Here is a 16,365-nt window from a genome sequence, read left to right on the forward strand (position 1 = left end):
CACCGCCCATTCGAACGGTGTTTTTTATTTTAAAAATGCCGCTAAAATCCTCTCCCGAAATTTACAAATCAGAGTAAAAACAATGAAAAAATTAGTCTTAGCGGCTCTTACGATTGCCTCAGTTACGGGGATCGCATCAACTTCAGCTTTCGCATCAAACGAAATGTACACATTAGGTGGTGTAGGTATGGATAGCGGTGACGTTGGCGCTCAATTCACGTTAGGTAGCCAGATCGTTCAAAGCAATTGGTATATTGAATCGACGTTACTTGTTATCAGCACTGACGATAAGTCTACTAGCTATAATGGTGACAAGGTGCTTCAAACAGAGCAAGAGTTCGATTCTTTAATGCTTTCATTAACACCTATGTATAAGCACAGCTTCAGCGAAAACTTCGCTGTTTATGGTAAGGCGGGCGCGTTTTACGCACACTCAGATACCAAATTGGTGTTCCTATCTAACGATAATAATGAAGTCCACAAAGGGTCCCATGGTGATTTTGGCTTAACTTACGGCATCGGCGCAGAATACAAGTCACTAAAACCAGTTTTCGGCCACTCCAAGTTTGTGACTCGAGCTGGATTTGATTGGTATGAGTTCGGTGGTTCAAGTAGTTGGTATACTCCTGAGTCGGTACTAAGTATCCAAGCAGGCTTTACCTTCTAATCTAGTCACGGATAACACTAAAGTAAGCCACATATGATTCGTGGCTTACTTTGTAGACATTTTGGTTCAGACTACACACTCTTTCTTCATGATAGCAAGTCCTGTTTCCAAGGTATGTGCCCAAGCTTGTTCGACATTTTCATCATAAAGTGGATCGTATTTTTTAACCGTATTGAGCAAGGAATTAAACCACTCGTTGAGCTCTTGCTCAGAAATATCCATGCCTAAATCTTTATGTCGCTTCCCAAGCTTTCTCACCGAGTTTCGTACGCTCGGCAGACCTGCAGAGTTATAGATAAGGATGATTGAAGCTTTAAGCATCTTGGTTTGTTGCTCTAACCCTATGTTTTCAAATCGCTCTGAAAACCTAGGGTTGTGTTCGCAGAAGTCCGCCAAAAATGTTTCTAGAAATTCTTCATCGATCCTGCAACGCTCAAAGCTTTCATAAAACAGTTCATTAGGTGTCATTTTGTTGGCTCTTCGCATTCGCCAGCGATCCTTAACAGTCCATGTCATCTAAGTATAAGCCATTATGGTATAAGTATACGCCACTATGGCATAAAGTGAGTTGCACAGATCTTGTTTCCATCAGGGACTCAGTTAGCTAATCAACAATGCGTTGTGCGCCCTGTCCTTGGTCATGCAGAATATCTTCAGGGTTCAACAATTGGCATTTCTGCATACTCAAACACCCGCAACCGATACAACCAGTTAGGTTTTCTTGTAGCGATTTAATCTGCGCCATCTTACTGTCCAGTTGCCCCTGCCATTTCTTCGCAACGCGTTCCCAATCTCGCTTAGTCGCGGTATGGTTCATTGGCAGTGTTGATAACTCTTCGGTGATCTCTTCGAGCGTGAAGCCTATTGACTGCGCGACTTGGATCAACGCAATTCGTCTCAACATCGCCGACTGATAACGACGCTGATTTCCGTTAGTACGAATCGAAGCAATCAACCCCTTGGTTTCGTAAAAACGTAAGGCCGAAGGAGCCACGCCACTGCGCTCAGCCAACTGGCCTATGGTGAGGTATACGATGTTTCTCATTACGACACTATCCTTGAGATCATAAATATTTAAAGCTTACTTTAACTTTATAATAACGACCAATTCTCATCTTAACTAATTAATGTCCTTAAACTTTGACAGCCGGCTCAACAAAAAACAGTCATGAACACGGCTGCTTTGTCTAATTGAAGGTCATTCGATTTCTAAATCTGACTCATGATCGATTTCAAGTTCTCTACTATTTCGGCATTGATGATCTCTCCCGTTTCTACATTAAAGTTGTCGTAGAAACTTGGCACCGACATCGCCCCCTTCACATCAGCATCAAAGTAAGGTGCAGAATTTACCGCAGACGACAAGGTGATAGATTGTGTTTTCAGATTGTGTTTTCAGATTGTGTATGATGATAGAACCTCAAGTTAACTTGAGGTAAAGCGATATTTTCAAAAAAGAGGAAATAATTAAAAAATACTTATAAAGCAGTTAATTATGAATGGTTAGTCGAATAACTCGATGACCAGCTTATTGTCTTTAATCACAAGATTCGGTTCCGATGACTTGATCAATGACTCTTGAACCTTGTTGCTGTCCAATTTGTAAACCGGTGACTGGGACAAAGCAAAACCAATCATAGAAACGGCAGGCTTAAGTAGTTTGGCAATCTCTGGCGAAAGCTGTTTATCTTTTTCTTCAAAGCGCTCTAAACGCAGTGATTTCAAATAAATCTCGCCGCTCTCTTTGTCGTATTCAGGAATCGCACTGAACTCGATATCCAAGTCCAACCCCATATTCGGCATATTGAACACCTGAACTTTTGCATTGGTGTTCGCTAAAACAGACACACGCTCGGTATCAGCTCTACCAATCTGCACCGCTAAATCATCAACAGCGACTTGCGCATACATAACGTTTTGCACACCGACTTCTTGTTCTAACATCACCGAATCTTGCAGGTAGTTCGTCATTTCTTGCTCAGTCACGCTGTAGCTAACACAACCACTTAGCACCAGCACAGAAGCTGCCAAAATAAACTTTTTTGCTACGTTAATTATCATCAATACCAACTCTTTATCGTTAGTTATTAGCGCGGAATTTACCTTGTAATGGTACTGTAAAATAGTCGTCACAATTACAGTGTCGGATAACTGAGTAAAATGATCCACCTAGTTGGTGATTGCGTACAATTTAAAATTAGCAAAAATAGTTAGGGAAACAATGACTGCATTAACGATATTTTACGATGGCACCTGTCCACTTTGTGCAAAGGAGATGGCGGCACTTGCAAAGCATGATGTCGAGAATAAGATTCAAACCATCGATATCTACAGTGAAGCCTTTTCAGACTACCCTCAGATTGATGCCGACGCAGCCAACACCGTTTTGCATGCACTGGATGAGAATGGAAAACTGCTGCTAGGTTTAGACGTGACCTACCAAGCGTGGCGCTTAGTAGGAAAAGGTTGGCTATACGCCCCTTTACGTTGGGCGATATTCAAGCCAGTGGCCGACTGGTGTTATCTTCGGTTTGCCAAGAACCGATACAAAGTCTCTTTCTGGTTAACCGGAAAGTCGCGCTGCGATGGTAACAGCTGCACAAAATAGCGCTTGGTTAAGACATACCACTCGAGACTTTGTAATACACCACACCAAACAGCGCAGCAAAAACTAAAACGGTAACCGCGACTTTTAACCAAATAAACTTCATGTTTTGTCCTTTAAATTCTGTTTACTGTTTCGCGAAACAAGTTACCACAATAAAACATTCGGTTGGGTAATGATTTATAGAACTTTGTAGTCATACCAATCACAGTAAGTAAGTGGTCAAAAATAGCGCAGGGAAAAAGCTGGAGAACAAGGCGGATTTTTTCGATAAGTAGTTATTCTACAATCAAAAAATCTAACGACGTTATCTAGATTTTTAACAAGCTAGGGTGAACAGTTATTTACTACGATTGGTATCAATCTTGATAACTAAGTGAGAACCTTTATGTCGGCAAAAGAGAGAAATCTACCTACCCATCGTATTTCAAGATTCAGTAAGTTCGCGTCTCTCGCTACTCGAGTAGCCGGAAGTGTCATCACTGAAGGTACAAAACAGCTCGCGCAGGGAAACAGACCCAAAGCAAAAGACTTGGTATTAACACCTCAAAACATTGCTCGCCTGACTGACCAACTCGCACACTTGCGCGGTGCAGCGATGAAGTTAGGACAAATGCTGTCAATGGACGCTGGCGATGTCCTCGAACCTGAACTCGCCGACATTCTTTCTCGCCTGCGCTCAGACGCTGACCCGCTGCCAACAAAGCAGCTCAACCAAGTGTTAGAAAACTCACTCGGCATCAACTGGAAAGTAGAATTTATTTCCTTCAACTTTAAACCTATCGCTAGTGCGTCCATAGGACAAGTTCACCAAGCTTACAGTGATGCGGGAGACAAACTTGCCATCAAAGTCCAATATCCAGGTATTCGAAAAAGCATCGACAGTGATGTGGACAACGTAGGCACATTGCTTAACATCGTTGGGTTGATACCCAAGTCCGTCGATTATAAAGGCTTACTAGAAGAAGCGAAGAAACAGCTCCATGATGAAGCGGACTATGCTCGCGAGGCTGACTACGCAACTCGTTACCATAACGCATTAAAAGATCACTCTCACTTCGTCGTGCCTAAGATTCACCCTCAAATGTCTTCAGAATCAGTGCTCGCGATGGACTTCATTGAAGGTGTCTCGATAGAGCAAATAGAAGGTTATGATCAAAGTACTCGCGATTTTGTCATGCGCAGCTTGCTCGAACTCATGTTCAGGGAATTGTTCGATTTTAAAATGGTGCAGACCGACCCTAACTTCGCCAACTATCTTTACGTTGAAAACACGCGACAGATTGGGCTTTTAGATTTTGGGGCAACCCGAGAATACAGCGGCCGCTTCAGTGATGGCTATCGTTTGGCTTTTACCTCTGTGATTACTCACGATGAACAAGGACTCAACAAGGCGTTAGAGCAGATTGGATTTTTTAGCGAGACCATCCTCCCAGACCAGCGCCAAGCGATTCTCAACTTAGTGAAAATGGCCTGTGAACCCATGCTTGTCGATGAAGATTACGACTTCAAAGCCAGTGGTTTAGCCCAAAGGCTTCGTGAAGCAGGAACCATACTCAGCATGGAGCAAGAGTATTGGCACACGCCACCAGCAGACGCTCTATTCCTCCACCGAAAGATTGGAGGCATGTACCTGCTGGCATCTCGCCTTGGAGCCAAGGTGAATATCAGGCGCTTGGTGGCGCCCTATTTGCTAAGCAACAATTGACACTTAAGCGATAGCTGATATTTAAGCGATTCTGGCCTTTAAAGTGATCATTTCAAGTCGCTGAACAGTAATAACAGTTACGCCAATTAAAATGAGTCAGACTTATGAAACATTCACTGCTGTGGTCCACCGCCCTAATCGCGAGCCTAACGAGTTCATTCGCTTTTTCAGCAAGCTGCCCTGAGATACTCAACGGCAAACAAAGGCTGCTAAACTCAAACGAAGAAATTGAGCTGTGTGAAGAGTTCCAAGGTAAGACTTTATTAATCGTGAATACGGCAAGCCAATGCGGTTTCACGCCTCAGTTCGAGCAACTAGAGCAGCTTCACCAAACGTATAAAGATAAAGGGTTCACGGTTGTTGGTTTCCCAAGTAATGATTTTCGCCAAGACAGAGGAAGCGAGAAGCAATCCGCAAAAATCTGCTACCTAGATTATGGCGTCACCTTTCCAATGATGGCGCGCGCGTCACTCTCTGGGCCAAACGCAAATCCAGTCTTTGCCGAAATCCAACAACAAGCCGGTATCAAACCGAAATGGAATTTCTACAAGTTCTTGGTCAGCAAAGAAGGCAAAGTGATAGCAACCTTCCCGAGTTCTACATCGCCAACCAGTAGTACCCTCAAAAATGCAATAGAGCAGCAGTTATGAGGTCAGATTACTTGGAGACAACTCAAACACGCAACACCATGGCCAAGCTCGGTTATATGGGTTTAATCCCCTTTTTATTCGGTCTACTATTATCACTCACCGACAGCCAAGTCTTTAGCTTGAGCGGAGAAACACTCTTCATCACCTACAGCGTGGTTATCTTGAGCTTTTTGTCGGGCATCTTGTGGGGCAATGGGATAGAGAACTTCGAAAGCCAATCCAGCAACAAGGCTCTGTTTCTTAGCAATGTTATTGTGTTGGCAGCGTGGCTAGCGGTGCTACTCGGTGAGCAACAAGAGTTCCTCACCACTCTGATTCTGATCTTAGGCTACATTGCGGTTTGGCGAGCGGAAAGGTCAATGAGAGAAGAGAATCAAAGTGAAGGCCCCGACGGCTACTTTGATATGCGAACCCGACTGACCTCTAGTGTCGTATTAATGCACGGTATCGTGATGTTGACCTAGGCGTGCGTACGCCCATATTTAAACCGGCATCAAGATGCGGGCTCTAGATAGGCACTCTCTTCTTTAATGGCACCAAAACCATCGACAAATACAACTCACAAACCAGTCAATTCCTACTGACGACTCACCAATAAATTCGCACCAGACAAGGCAAGAAACACAGAACATGCTTTATTGAAACGCTTGGCCATCTGAGGTTTTGAAAACCAATGTCGTAGATATAAGCCAAAGGCTGCATAGATAGAAATTGCGAGCATTTCTAATACAAGAAACGTACTTCCCAAAACAAAGAATTGAGTATTTACGTTCGCAGAAACATCGACAAATTGAGGAAGGAATGCAGTGAAAATGAGTATCGCTTTTGGATTGCCCGCAGCGAGTGCGAACTCTTGTTTAACAAGACCAAACCAGTTCTTATTTCGCTCGATATCCGCGACCGGGCTGGCTTGAGATCGCCATAGGTTAAACGCGATCCACAACAGATACATTGCACCAAATAATTTGATCAGGAAAAACAGCGTTTCAGAAGTATAAAGCACAACCGCTAAACCAGATGCAGCCAAAGCAATCATGCCGGAAAAAGCAAGGATTCTTCCTAGACCAGCGACAAAGGCGGCCTGAAATCCGTAACAACGGGCGTTGTTCATTGATAACAAATTGTTTGGGCCCGGTGTCATGTTGAGCGCGAAACAAGCGGGGATGAATAGCATTAACTTCCAGATTTCCATTTTTCGTCCTTGTTAAAAACTTCGTAAATATTTAATCAATGAACGAATGCAGAAAGCTCTGTATTTCCGCTTCACATGCCGCCATTTTAATTAATCCTTACTCGACAATATAATGCTCTTCGTCTGGTTCAATCAAATTGTCTGCAATACCAATTTCGCCAGCGATGAAAATCGCACTCGCTATCGTTTCTAATGTTTTATTCGGCTCTCGATCCGGTACTTCGCCCACTTCAGGAACGGGCTGCGATCGCGAGATTGAATTACAAACGACACTTTCACAAACGATATTGTTTTGTTCCTGTCGAGAAACCTCAGGCGGCTTGAAACCCGATGAATTGAAGTCGGGAGTATCAACACTCTCGGTTGTAAAATGAGAATCACTGTATGAGGCAGCTGAAAACAGAGAGAGGAGCAGCATCCACTTATTCATATATCTTTCCATAGTTAGCATTCACTAGATTTATAAATACTATCTAATTAAAATAATTATGAACAGCGTTTTATTATCATTAATTCATATTTCCCTAGATGCTTATCAGAATACCCGCGCTCTGGGTGAAATCGGTTCAACTTACGTGGGAATGTTTGCCTAACGTAAGCTTATCGAGCAACACTTGTGGAACAGGAATAACAGAGTATCGAACAAAGACGACTAACGTCACTATTGCCACAAAACTGCCTAAAACAAAGTCATGAACATCAACCAGCGCCCAACCAAGAAGCCTGTCACTGGTAATCGCAAGTATGGCGATACTCACCGCAGCCATCCATTTACGATGATCGTAAGGCAAGTACTCCATCTTTTGGCTCACAATATAAAGCAGTGACAGCCTCACGGCATAAGTACCACAAAGCACCACCACCACGCCCCACACGCCATAAATCGGTGTCACAACAAGATAGCCAATGGTTGCTACAATCGCACACCCGCCTTGTATCCACATTTGCGATTGGCTTGAGTCACCGCTGAAACAACCAAGGTTGAGGTAATCCCCTGCATTCTTAATCACACCAATCGCCAAGAGTGCGACAACAATAGTACCTGCATACTGATAACTGCTGGGCAGAATCAAAGCAATAAAACCAGGCACCGTAAGGATCATCAAACAACCCAACACTATGGCCAGATTCACGCCGACTAGCGCTCTATCCGCACAGACTTTTTTACCGCCAGGCTGTTGTAGCATGGCCACCCGATTTGGAAACCACCACAGAGCATAAGGCTGCAGTAACAAGCCAAGCAGCAACGCAAACTTGCCACTGACCGCATAGATTGCAAGTTCTTCAACACCCACAAAGCTTGCCATCACCCAACGGTCTAGGCCTGTAATCATGTAAATAGAAGCACCACCGACTAACGTGGGCAATCCAAACTTTAGGATCTTAGCGGAGTATTTTAGGCTGCCAAATGAGCCCATCTCCTGCCATTGATAACGCAGTAAACACAGCATCAACAACACACTCGAAACAGCGGAAGAGATCAGAACACCATCAATGCCATAACCCGCTTCAAGCAACACAAAGGTCATTGCAGCTTGCACCGTTGCCTTCAATACATTGAGCATGCAAAAGCGCTTAGCTAACGCATTCATTCGCATCAGTGTTAACGGGATAGAAATCGCACCATCTAACATGGTCGGTATCAGAAGAAGTAATATTTGATAGGGCTGAAACTCGACGGGCAGCATCAATAACAACAACGGCATACTAAGAGCAATTAAAGAACCGCCTAACACACAGACCAAGACACTCAACGTGAAACAGTTCGAGACAAGCTTTCTCTTTTCTTCACCCTCAGCGACGCCCACATAACGGTACATTGCCTCAACAATCCCAAAGCTAAATAGGATTGTCCCGATGTCAGCCAACAAGACGATGGCTTCTAAAGAACCGTATTCAACCAACGTCATCTTATGAGTGATATAGGGGATCATCACGAGCGAGATCCCTTTCATCATCACGATACCAATGGCGTAGTAGGCAGACTGTTTTAGTGACCCCATAGCAGACACCTATTCCTTTACAATGCAGGCATTAGGAAACTCTTACAGTCTCCAAGAAGGTGTCGTAACGTTCGTTTTTGCGGAGCCAAAACTAACGAGCGGATACTGTATGAGATAGCCAATCGGTTTTTTTGTAAGCCTCGATAATAGTCAGCGTAGCCTTCCAGTATTCTCGCCTTTGCGATTTTGAAGCTGGAAGTGGGTAGATTCCATCGTTGACTGTCATTTTGGTAATGTTGAAGAATAGTCTCTACAGACTGCAAATTTCTCAATTTAAGACTTTCAGTTTGGGTAACAGAGCTCGCTCTCATCAAGTAACCAACCTGCACGGAGTTCAACACACCGATCTGATGGCTTTCACTCATTCGAAGCCACAGCTCCCAATCTTCCCCATACTTAATGTCAGCATTGAAACTGTCTGTTTGAGAAAACACATCCGCTTTCACCATCACCGTTGATGTTCCAATAACATTGTTTTCAATGATGAACTCTAATGGGTTTTCTATATTGATAAACGCTTCATCTTGGTCTTGAAACTGCGACCAATAACTAAAGCAATCAACTATCACTTGATAGTCTTCATTAAGGTGTTCGTAGTTAGTAAAGCTCATCGCAAGATCTGGGTATCGTTGATGAAATTCGAGTTGGCGCTCAATTTTTTCTGGAAACCAGAAGTCGTCCGCGTCTAAAAAAGCGATGTATTCTCCGGTCGCCTTTTCAATCCCTAGGTTTCTCGCTTGAGGCGCACCCACGCCCAAAGTAGATAAGGTAATAATGCGTTCATCTTCTATCGAAGCGAGATACGTCGACGTTCCATCGTTGCTGTTATCGTCAATGACAATGAGCTCAACATCTTGATGAGTCTGCTTCAGTACGCTGCCAATTGCCTTCGGCAGGTAATCCAAACAATTGTAGGTAGGAATAACAACACTTACTTTAGCCATAATGACGCCCTCAGATTTATACGTGATATGGCTGACGTTGCATGTTCTATGCCGAGAGTGCCTTGCTATGAAATCACTTTTAGATCAGTCGCCTACGCAGACACTCTCAAAATGACGAACAGGGTGATCAGACATGAGCGTCAAAACTCCAATTTGATTATCAATTTGAGAAAACGAGCGACGTCTTAAGGGGTAACCTTCGGAAAGCAATCGAAAAGCCCTCCAAAGCTACGATTTGATCTTGGTTCGTATCTTGCTTTGTTGGTTATTACCTTGGCTTGATAGCTTTAGTCATATGGATTTGAGGAGTAAGGAATGAAGAAAGTAGCATTTGTGGCGCCAACCTACCCTGTACTCAGTGAGACCTTCATTCAAACAGAAGTCGACTCAGTGAAAGCTTGTGGACACGATGTTTGCGTGATGGCATTTGAGATAGAAGAGAGTGAAAAGTCATTTGACTATGACATCATAAAAATTGGTAAGGATGTTCGGGCGGGTAAGATAGCCAGCATCAATTGGTTTGGCTTTCTCCGGGCGGTATCCTTTGTTTCCAAGCAAACCAGTATGCCAAAAAAATCACTGTTCGCTTATGGATTCAAACTGGCGCTGCAACTCGCCGAGAACGACGTCGAACACGTTCATGCGCATTTCTGTCAGCACACTACAGCTCACGCCATCGTCGCGGCAAAGCTTCTGAACATAACCTGCTCGTTCGTTGCTCATGGTCATGATGTTTACGAGTTCGCTTATGATATTGAACATAAAATCTCATCGAGTGATTTTGTGGTTGCAGTGTGTAAAGACATGCTTGCTGACTTCAATACCATGGCGAAAGGAAACATTAAGCTCCTGCACTGCGGAGTGAATACTAAACAATTCCAACTCAACCCAAAAACCGAAACGAATCAACTTCGCTTTGTTTTCCTTGGCCGATTAGTGGAGCAAAAAGGTATCCACCATCTTATTGATGCATTGGCGCCGATTGCCGAACCTCTCGACATTCATCTCGATATCATCGGTACTGGCGATTTAGAGCAGCAGTTAAAATTGCAGGTCAAAGAAAATGGGCTCACTCGAAACGTGACCTTTCTTGGCGCTAAACCTCACGAGTGGGTCAAAGAAAAACTATCGAACTATGACAGCCTAATCGCGCCCTTCTGTTTTTCCGAAACTGGGTGTGTGGATACAGGGCCACTGGTTTTAAAAGAAGCGATGGCCGTGGGCACACCCGTCATTACGACCAACATCATGGGATGCAAAGAGATCGTCTCACCAGAGACAGGTTTTGTGGTTAGCGAAAAGAACGTGGAAGAATTAAGAGAAGCGATTGAGCGTTTCGCGCAGCTAAGCAGTAACGATAAAGCATCGATGGGGTTAAAGGCACGTGAGAGAGTGAAAGACAGTTTTAATTCGATCAAACAAGCTCAGCAATTATCTCGTTGGATAGAGAACCCAGCTCAATAAGGATTAACTCAGACAGCTATGCCTCACAAAAACGACTGAGCACCACAAGATCAAAAGAGCGCTACATCCATTTGAAATGTAGCGCTCAACTTAGCACTGCTTAATGATGGCAACTTATGCTTTCAGTAACTTTCATTAGCTTTTCATTAAGAAGCCTAGCTAGCCTGCTCGCAGCGCCAAAATAGACTCAAGATCTTCGATGTCACGATATTGAGCTAGCTCCTGCTCTTTCGATGAAATAGCCACAATCGACATTCGATCGGCCAATTCGTTACCTTCAATACCAACGTGACCGTTCACATGGTAGATGGTGATTTTTGAAGCCAATTCTTGGTAGAGAGCATACGCAGGCTTAATAATATCGAGGTTTTTGATCTCGCCGCCCGACTTAGTCCAGCCCTTTTTCTCCCAACCCGTTGCCCACTTAGTAATACAATCAATTGAGTACTTAGAGTCACAATAAATCGCTACAGAGAGACCCGCGTTTAGCTTCTCTTTTACGAGCAAAAACGCCTGTTTAAGGCCATGTAACTCAGCGGTATTATTGGTTCCAACAGGTTGATACAAGCCATACCACAATTCGGTTAATTGGTTGTTTTGGTATACCGCTAAACCCGTCCCCGCTTCACCAGGGTTTGGTTCACACGCACCATCGGTAAAGATCTTGATATCAAAATGCATATCTGTGATTTGCTGCTCCGAAAGAGGCGGCACCTTAGCTTTCGTCGACTTACCCGCAGAGCTTGGCTTTGTCGCAGTAGAACCTGACGCAGACGACGTTTTACCACCGAAAGCAGACTCGGCCTCGCCTAGTGTTGGAAACGATTTATATCTCGCACCAGCAAAACCATCAACTTGCGACTTACACTCATTCCAAGTAGTAAAAATACCCGGTGTACGACCTTTCCAAACCACATAATACTTCTTAGCCAAACTAACTCCTTACCAAAACCTAAACACACAAATAGTGAATCAGTACATTAGATGCCACCAAGCTATACGTTGCAAGGTCTATCACTCTAAAACAGGTCTAAAAAAGCTGCGTTCATAACTCACGATGCAATCAACTTCGTCTGCAAATTCAAACGCTTTAATGCACTCAGCATCGCTCAGCGACTTAACCCGATATTCTTCGTAGGCAGTCAAACTTTCAAAGGTAAACAACGCCAATGCAATATTGTTCGCCCCTTCCGACGGTAAGAAATAACCGTTGTGTTGACCTCCGAATTTAGCGACCAGAGGAATCCACATTTTTGCGTATGCCTCAAACTCACTTACCTTTTTAGGATCAATTACATATCGAACATAACAAGTAATCATAGTTATTCAGCCCTTAAATAATAGGAGAAACACAAAGCCGAAGTTGACGTTGAAGCTCAAGAAAAAAGGTAATCAACCGCAACGAGGTTATAGAACAAAAACACGCCCATACTGACGCCAATCGTTAGCAGCACATTGCCTGTTTTCCAAATCAACAGACCTGTGACCACCGCGCCTATCAAGTATGGGTTTTCAAGGCTTGGCCAAAATGTTTGTTCTGGTGCAAATACAATTGGCCCCCAAATTGCGGTAAGCACAGCGGGACTTGAATAGCGTAACAGGCGACGCGTGGTTTGATTTAATCGAAGCGGGATTGCTGGCTCTAGAAACAGATACCGACTAAAAAAAACAATCGCTGTCATGAGGAATATCGTTAACCAAATCATCTCTATTTCCCCTCCACAATTGTCTTGTTGCCGTTGTTTCGCTCTTGGAACGATTCGCTGATAAAGCCCGCTAACATACCGGCAATCGCTGCAATCATTAGCCCGCCCTCAATATTGTTAACCGACATGGCAACCGATGTGACCAATGAAACCACCACACATACGACAACAGGCAATGTTCTGATTAATGGAAAAACTAACGCAATAAAGGTTGCTGCGACCGCGAAATCGAGCCCAATCTCGTTAAGTGATGGGATTTGACTACCTGCGACAATGCCAACAAAACTCGCAATATTCCAAACAAGATAAAAACCACCGCCGACCCCTGCTGCATACCAGTGGTTAAACTCTTGCTGAGATTGGCCACTACAAATCGCGAACAGTTCATCCGTCAGCCAAAAGCCAAGCAATAAACGCCAACGAGCAGGAAGGTGGCTGATTTTGTCACGCATCGATACGCTGTATAAGAAGTGTCTAGACGTGATGAATAAGGTAGTCAACAACATGGTGCCTAGACCAATACCCGCTTTGAACATACCCGCGGCGACAAGTTGTGCTGAGCCAGCAAATAGAATAGCCGACATCGCTTGCGCTTGAAGCTGACTCAATCCTGCATCTATCGCATATGAGCCCGCTAGAATTCCCCAAGGGATTACCGCAATGCTCAAGGGCATTCCCGCTAAAACGCCCTTCCATAACTGTGTTCGTCTATCCATTGTTTCACTATCCATATAGTTCTTTTCTCTCTTCACATTGGCTATTCAATGTAAGAGGAGTTGAGTCGGTTCGATTGTACAAATTTGCTCGATTTCATGTCCCTCTGTTTGCCACACTTAACCGAACTTAACACGAGTTGGCCATGCCTTAGCCACGCAAGTTTAGAGCATTTTGATGTATTGCCCCGGCGTGTAACCATTGGCCTTTTTGAAATGTCGATGAAAATGGCTTTGATCATGAAAACCGCATTCTTGAGCCGTATCTGAAATCGTATGTCCTTGCTTCAATAACTTACGCGATAACCTCAATCTAGACTGAATCTGATACGCATGTGGTGGAAGGCCGAACTCTTTTTGAAAAGAACGCACTAAGTGAAACGGGCTCAAAGCCGCTAGCTTAGACAGCTCCTCTAAGGACACATCGGCTTGTGGAAAATCATCTAAAAACTCTTTCACCAACACAAGCTGGCGCTGAGTTTTCCCGTCGAGTTGAGGGTTAAGCGGCGATTTTCCGTGTCGGCTAATCAGCTTAACCAACATCCCGTACATCAAGGTTTCTCTTAACAAACGATTGTCGGATTCATCAATCGTGTTAAATACCAATCTCAATTGATTGGCGAGTTCAGGGTCTTCAACCACCGCTCTTGGGAAGTAAGGCGCACCGTAATTCGGTAGGTTAAGCTCTTGAGTGATCTTGGCAAGTTGCTCTGGGAGTGGATACATGGCTCGATACGCCCACCCCCCTTCAGTGGCAGAGTGACCGCTATGAACTTCGTCGGCATTGACCAAAATAATCGCATTTTGTGGTGCAATATGATGCCCGCCCGTTCGATAGAAACGCTGAGCGCCTTGTTCGATGACTCCAAGCGTGTAGCCCTCGTGGCTGTGGCGTGAGAAGTTCTGCTTTTCGTATTCAGCATTAAGGGTTTCAAGGCCACCGAGCTCTTCTGTGATCTTATATTCGGCCTTTTCTTTAGAGCGTTTCTTGTTCTCCATAACAATCCCCAAGCCTGTTAATTATCGAGCGACTTATCAGTCTACTCTATAGGCTCTTTCAGCTTTTGTACAAAATTGCGCTTTTGTTTGTTAATTCTGTTTTTATCGTTGGCTTAATAACGCTTTCTAACTGGGAGGAAAGTCTTGGTCTATAACTAGTTGGCGAGAAATTGACAAATTAGTGTGGCAATCATGGCAATACTCTCTTCAAATCATCGGCAATAGACCTGATACACCATGAAAAATACGCTAATCCTTTTCTTTTTCCTGAGCCTAACTGGGTGCACTCATAACCAATCAAAAGCACTGAGCATGAACTCCTCGCCAGTCAATACGTATCCTCAATCGATGTCGAACCTGCAACTGTGCGACACCTTGTATTACGGGCGATCAAGCAACCAGACACTCGCAGCAATTGGCAGTGAATTTAATCGAAGAGGTTTATCCAAGAGTTGGTGCGATACCGAAACCAACAAGCTTTATTTAACAAAGACGATTGATTGGGTAGCTGAACAAGTCGAAGACAAAGAAGATTCAGAGGAAGAAGCGTCTGCGGTTGTTTTGCCTGCGAATTAAATGAGGGTAAAAGTTGCGCACTCATTATTGGTCAAAACAAGCGAATCTTAAGGGTAAAAACATGAACAAAATAGACTCTGTATACCCTACTTTATCGTTCCTCTTCCGTTAGTCGCATTTTGACTTTCAAATTGAATCAAACACTTCACTCCAATCTTGGCAGTAAGAAAAACCTTATATTTCAATCATAACGTCGTGGCTCGAAAAATGCTTCGTATCTAATTGAATAAGGAGCATCTATGGAAAATAGCGTTCGTAAACTTCATTCAGAGCAAACAACATCTTTTGACACTGAATACATTGATCAGAAAATGTTTGAAATATTAGTCAAACAGTTAGATATGCTTTACCCAACACGCCAATCATTCCACTTGTTGGACATAGGCGGAGGAAATGGGGTCTATGCTGACAAGATATTGTCTCATTACACTACTTGGTCGAACCCGAAGAAACACTATTGGAGAAAAATCGCGGTCACCCTAACAAAGAGCTGAAATGCTCATTGTTTCAAGATCTTGATTTAGTTATTCCCTACGACATCATTCAATTTAACTGGGTACTGCACCACTTCATAAGTGACTCATATGAGGCCACCAAGAATATTCAGCAACAAGCTTTAATAAAAGCGTTCAATCACTTGTCATCAGATGGACTTGTAGTGATATTCGAAAACTTTTATGAAGGGATCTTAGTCCGTAACTTGCCGAGCAAATTGATTTACCACACGACCGCTTCAAAAGCACTAGCTCCAATAACCAGTAAGCTGGGTGCCAATACGGCTGGTGTTGGGGTTTGCTTTAATAGTCGAGAGACTTGGCATGATATGCTTTTGGAAGCGGGCTTTAAGGTAATTGTTCATATACCTTTCTATTCTTTCGGAAATCTAAGTCAAGTAAAGACAAGGCTATTGCACCTTAAAGATCAGAATGTGGGTTTATTGATAGCAAAAAAAGAGTGACCCCTATACTAATCAGATCACCACAAAAGGGAAGTCCTTGAACCTGAGATTGGAGGAGCTAACAAGATGAAAGAGAATGATATGTCGCGAACACATTAATAGTAGGTAAGTGTTCCTGCATTGTACAAACTGCAGATAGCAAAAAGCCGCTCATTAAGAGCTAATGCCGATCGTTTAAGA

21 protein-coding genes and 1 pseudogene are annotated in these 16,365 nt (G+C 43.7%); 9 read left to right on the forward strand and 13 right to left on the reverse strand.

Annotated features, from left to right (window positions below; genetic code table 11):
• Positions 1-82 precede the first annotated feature (82 nt).
• Positions 83-667, forward strand: coding sequence for an outer membrane protein (locus tag AB4589_RS11525; RefSeq protein ID WP_135384755.1), 585 nt, complete (start codon positions 83-85; stop codon positions 665-667).
• Between the two features lie 66 nt (positions 668-733).
• Here AB4589_RS11525 and AB4589_RS11530 read toward each other — a convergent pair whose 3' ends face one another.
• The 4 genes and pseudogenes from AB4589_RS11530 to AB4589_RS11545 all read right to left on the reverse strand — a co-directional run bounded on the left by AB4589_RS11530 (position 734) and on the right by AB4589_RS11545 (position 2,728).
• Positions 734-1,135: a globin gene (locus AB4589_RS11530; protein WP_102249544.1), complete on the reverse strand. Its 402-nt coding sequence runs from the start codon at positions 1,133-1,135 to the stop codon at positions 734-736.
• A 136-nt stretch (positions 1,136-1,271) separates the two neighbouring features.
• A complete protein-coding gene (soxR, locus tag AB4589_RS11535; RefSeq protein ID WP_009847217.1) occupies positions 1,272-1,712 on the reverse strand; it encodes a redox-sensitive transcriptional activator SoxR in 441 nt (146 codons plus the stop codon).
• A gap of 164 nt (positions 1,713-1,876) precedes the next feature.
• A pseudogene (locus AB4589_RS11540) lies at positions 1,877-2,041 on the reverse strand (NADPH-dependent FMN reductase); the annotation flags it as partial.
• 129 nt (positions 2,042-2,170) lie between these two features.
• A complete protein-coding gene (locus tag AB4589_RS11545) occupies positions 2,171-2,728 on the reverse strand; it encodes a DUF1439 domain-containing protein (protein WP_135384747.1) in 558 nt (185 codons plus the stop codon).
• 160 nt (positions 2,729-2,888) lie between these two features.
• Here AB4589_RS11545 and AB4589_RS11550 point away from each other — a divergent pair, with 160 nt between their 5' ends.
• From AB4589_RS11550 to AB4589_RS11565, 4 genes are all read left to right on the forward strand, one after another.
• Entirely contained in the window at positions 2,889-3,275 is a 387-nt protein-coding gene (locus tag AB4589_RS11550) for a thiol-disulfide oxidoreductase DCC family protein (protein WP_029235293.1), read from the forward strand.
• Between the two features lie 385 nt (positions 3,276-3,660).
• Entirely contained in the window at positions 3,661-4,980 is a 1,320-nt protein-coding gene (locus AB4589_RS11555; RefSeq protein WP_372100515.1) for an ABC1 kinase family protein, read from the forward strand.
• A 104-nt stretch (positions 4,981-5,084) separates the two neighbouring features.
• Positions 5,085-5,630: a glutathione peroxidase gene (locus AB4589_RS11560; RefSeq protein ID WP_372100517.1), complete on the forward strand. Its 546-nt coding sequence runs from the start codon at positions 5,085-5,087 to the stop codon at positions 5,628-5,630.
• On the forward strand, positions 5,627-6,094 hold the full coding sequence (locus AB4589_RS11565) for a DUF3429 domain-containing protein (protein WP_372100519.1): 468 nt from the start codon (positions 5,627-5,629) through the stop codon (positions 6,092-6,094). Before AB4589_RS11560 ends, AB4589_RS11565 begins: the two co-directional genes overlap by 4 nt.
• 113 nt (positions 6,095-6,207) lie before the next feature.
• Here AB4589_RS11565 and AB4589_RS11570 read toward each other — a convergent pair whose 3' ends face one another.
• The 4 genes from AB4589_RS11570 to AB4589_RS11585 form a co-directional block, all read right to left on the reverse strand.
• Complete coding sequence (locus tag AB4589_RS11570) at positions 6,208-6,822, reverse strand: LysE family translocator (protein WP_012604468.1); 615 nt, start codon at positions 6,820-6,822, stop codon at positions 6,208-6,210.
• A gap of 97 nt (positions 6,823-6,919) precedes the next feature.
• Entirely contained in the window at positions 6,920-7,273 is a 354-nt protein-coding gene (locus tag AB4589_RS11575) for a hypothetical protein (RefSeq protein ID WP_102257805.1), read from the reverse strand.
• Positions 7,274-7,388: 115 nt separating this feature from the next.
• On the reverse strand, positions 7,389-8,825 hold the full coding sequence (locus tag AB4589_RS11580) for a lipopolysaccharide biosynthesis protein (RefSeq protein WP_372100521.1): 1,437 nt from the start codon (positions 8,823-8,825) through the stop codon (positions 7,389-7,391).
• 17 nt (positions 8,826-8,842) lie between these two features.
• Positions 8,843-9,769: a glycosyltransferase family 2 protein gene (locus AB4589_RS11585; protein WP_372100522.1), complete on the reverse strand. Its 927-nt coding sequence runs from the start codon at positions 9,767-9,769 to the stop codon at positions 8,843-8,845.
• A gap of 315 nt (positions 9,770-10,084) precedes the next feature.
• Here AB4589_RS11585 and AB4589_RS11590 point away from each other — a divergent pair, with 315 nt between their 5' ends.
• Positions 10,085-11,233 (forward strand): glycosyltransferase family 4 protein, encoded by a 1,149-nt coding sequence (locus tag AB4589_RS11590; RefSeq protein WP_372100524.1) that lies wholly within the window; start codon positions 10,085-10,087, stop codon positions 11,231-11,233.
• Between the two features lie 159 nt (positions 11,234-11,392).
• On the opposite strand, the gene AB4589_RS11595 is transcribed toward AB4589_RS11590, so the two are convergent.
• From AB4589_RS11595 to AB4589_RS11615, 5 genes are all read right to left on the reverse strand, one after another.
• Complete coding sequence (locus tag AB4589_RS11595; RefSeq protein ID WP_372100526.1) at positions 11,393-12,166, reverse strand: viroplasmin family protein; 774 nt, start codon at positions 12,164-12,166, stop codon at positions 11,393-11,395.
• An 81-nt stretch (positions 12,167-12,247) separates the two neighbouring features.
• Positions 12,248-12,553, reverse strand: a complete 306-nt coding sequence (locus tag AB4589_RS11600; RefSeq protein ID WP_102249511.1) for an NIPSNAP family protein — start codon at positions 12,551-12,553, stop codon at positions 12,248-12,250.
• Positions 12,554-12,609: 56 nt separating this feature from the next.
• On the reverse strand, positions 12,610-12,939 hold the full coding sequence (locus AB4589_RS11605; protein WP_372100528.1) for an AzlD domain-containing protein: 330 nt from the start codon (positions 12,937-12,939) through the stop codon (positions 12,610-12,612).
• A 2-nt stretch (positions 12,940-12,941) separates the two neighbouring features.
• Entirely contained in the window at positions 12,942-13,670 is a 729-nt protein-coding gene (locus AB4589_RS11610; protein ID WP_372100529.1) for an AzlC family ABC transporter permease, read from the reverse strand.
• A gap of 147 nt (positions 13,671-13,817) precedes the next feature.
• Positions 13,818-14,651: an AraC family transcriptional regulator gene (locus AB4589_RS11615; RefSeq protein WP_029222252.1), complete on the reverse strand. Its 834-nt coding sequence runs from the start codon at positions 14,649-14,651 to the stop codon at positions 13,818-13,820.
• A 237-nt stretch (positions 14,652-14,888) separates the two neighbouring features.
• Between AB4589_RS11615 and AB4589_RS11620 the strand changes: the two genes are divergently transcribed.
• From AB4589_RS11620 to AB4589_RS11630, 3 genes are all read left to right on the forward strand, one after another.
• Positions 14,889-15,227: a hypothetical protein gene (locus tag AB4589_RS11620; RefSeq protein WP_372066942.1), complete on the forward strand. Its 339-nt coding sequence runs from the start codon at positions 14,889-14,891 to the stop codon at positions 15,225-15,227.
• 239 nt (positions 15,228-15,466) lie between these two features.
• On the forward strand, positions 15,467-15,721 hold the full coding sequence (locus AB4589_RS11625) for a hypothetical protein (RefSeq protein ID WP_372100531.1): 255 nt from the start codon (positions 15,467-15,469) through the stop codon (positions 15,719-15,721).
• Positions 15,685-16,185, forward strand: coding sequence for a hypothetical protein (locus AB4589_RS11630; RefSeq protein ID WP_372100533.1), 501 nt, complete (start codon positions 15,685-15,687; stop codon positions 16,183-16,185). Before AB4589_RS11625 ends, AB4589_RS11630 begins: the two co-directional genes overlap by 37 nt.
• The last annotated feature ends 180 nt before the right edge of the window (positions 16,186-16,365 follow it).

It is taken from the genome of Vibrio sp. 10N.222.49.A3 (assembly GCF_041475145.1).
In the GTDB taxonomy this organism is placed as follows: domain Bacteria; phylum Pseudomonadota; class Gammaproteobacteria; order Enterobacterales; family Vibrionaceae; genus Vibrio; species Vibrio tasmaniensis_A.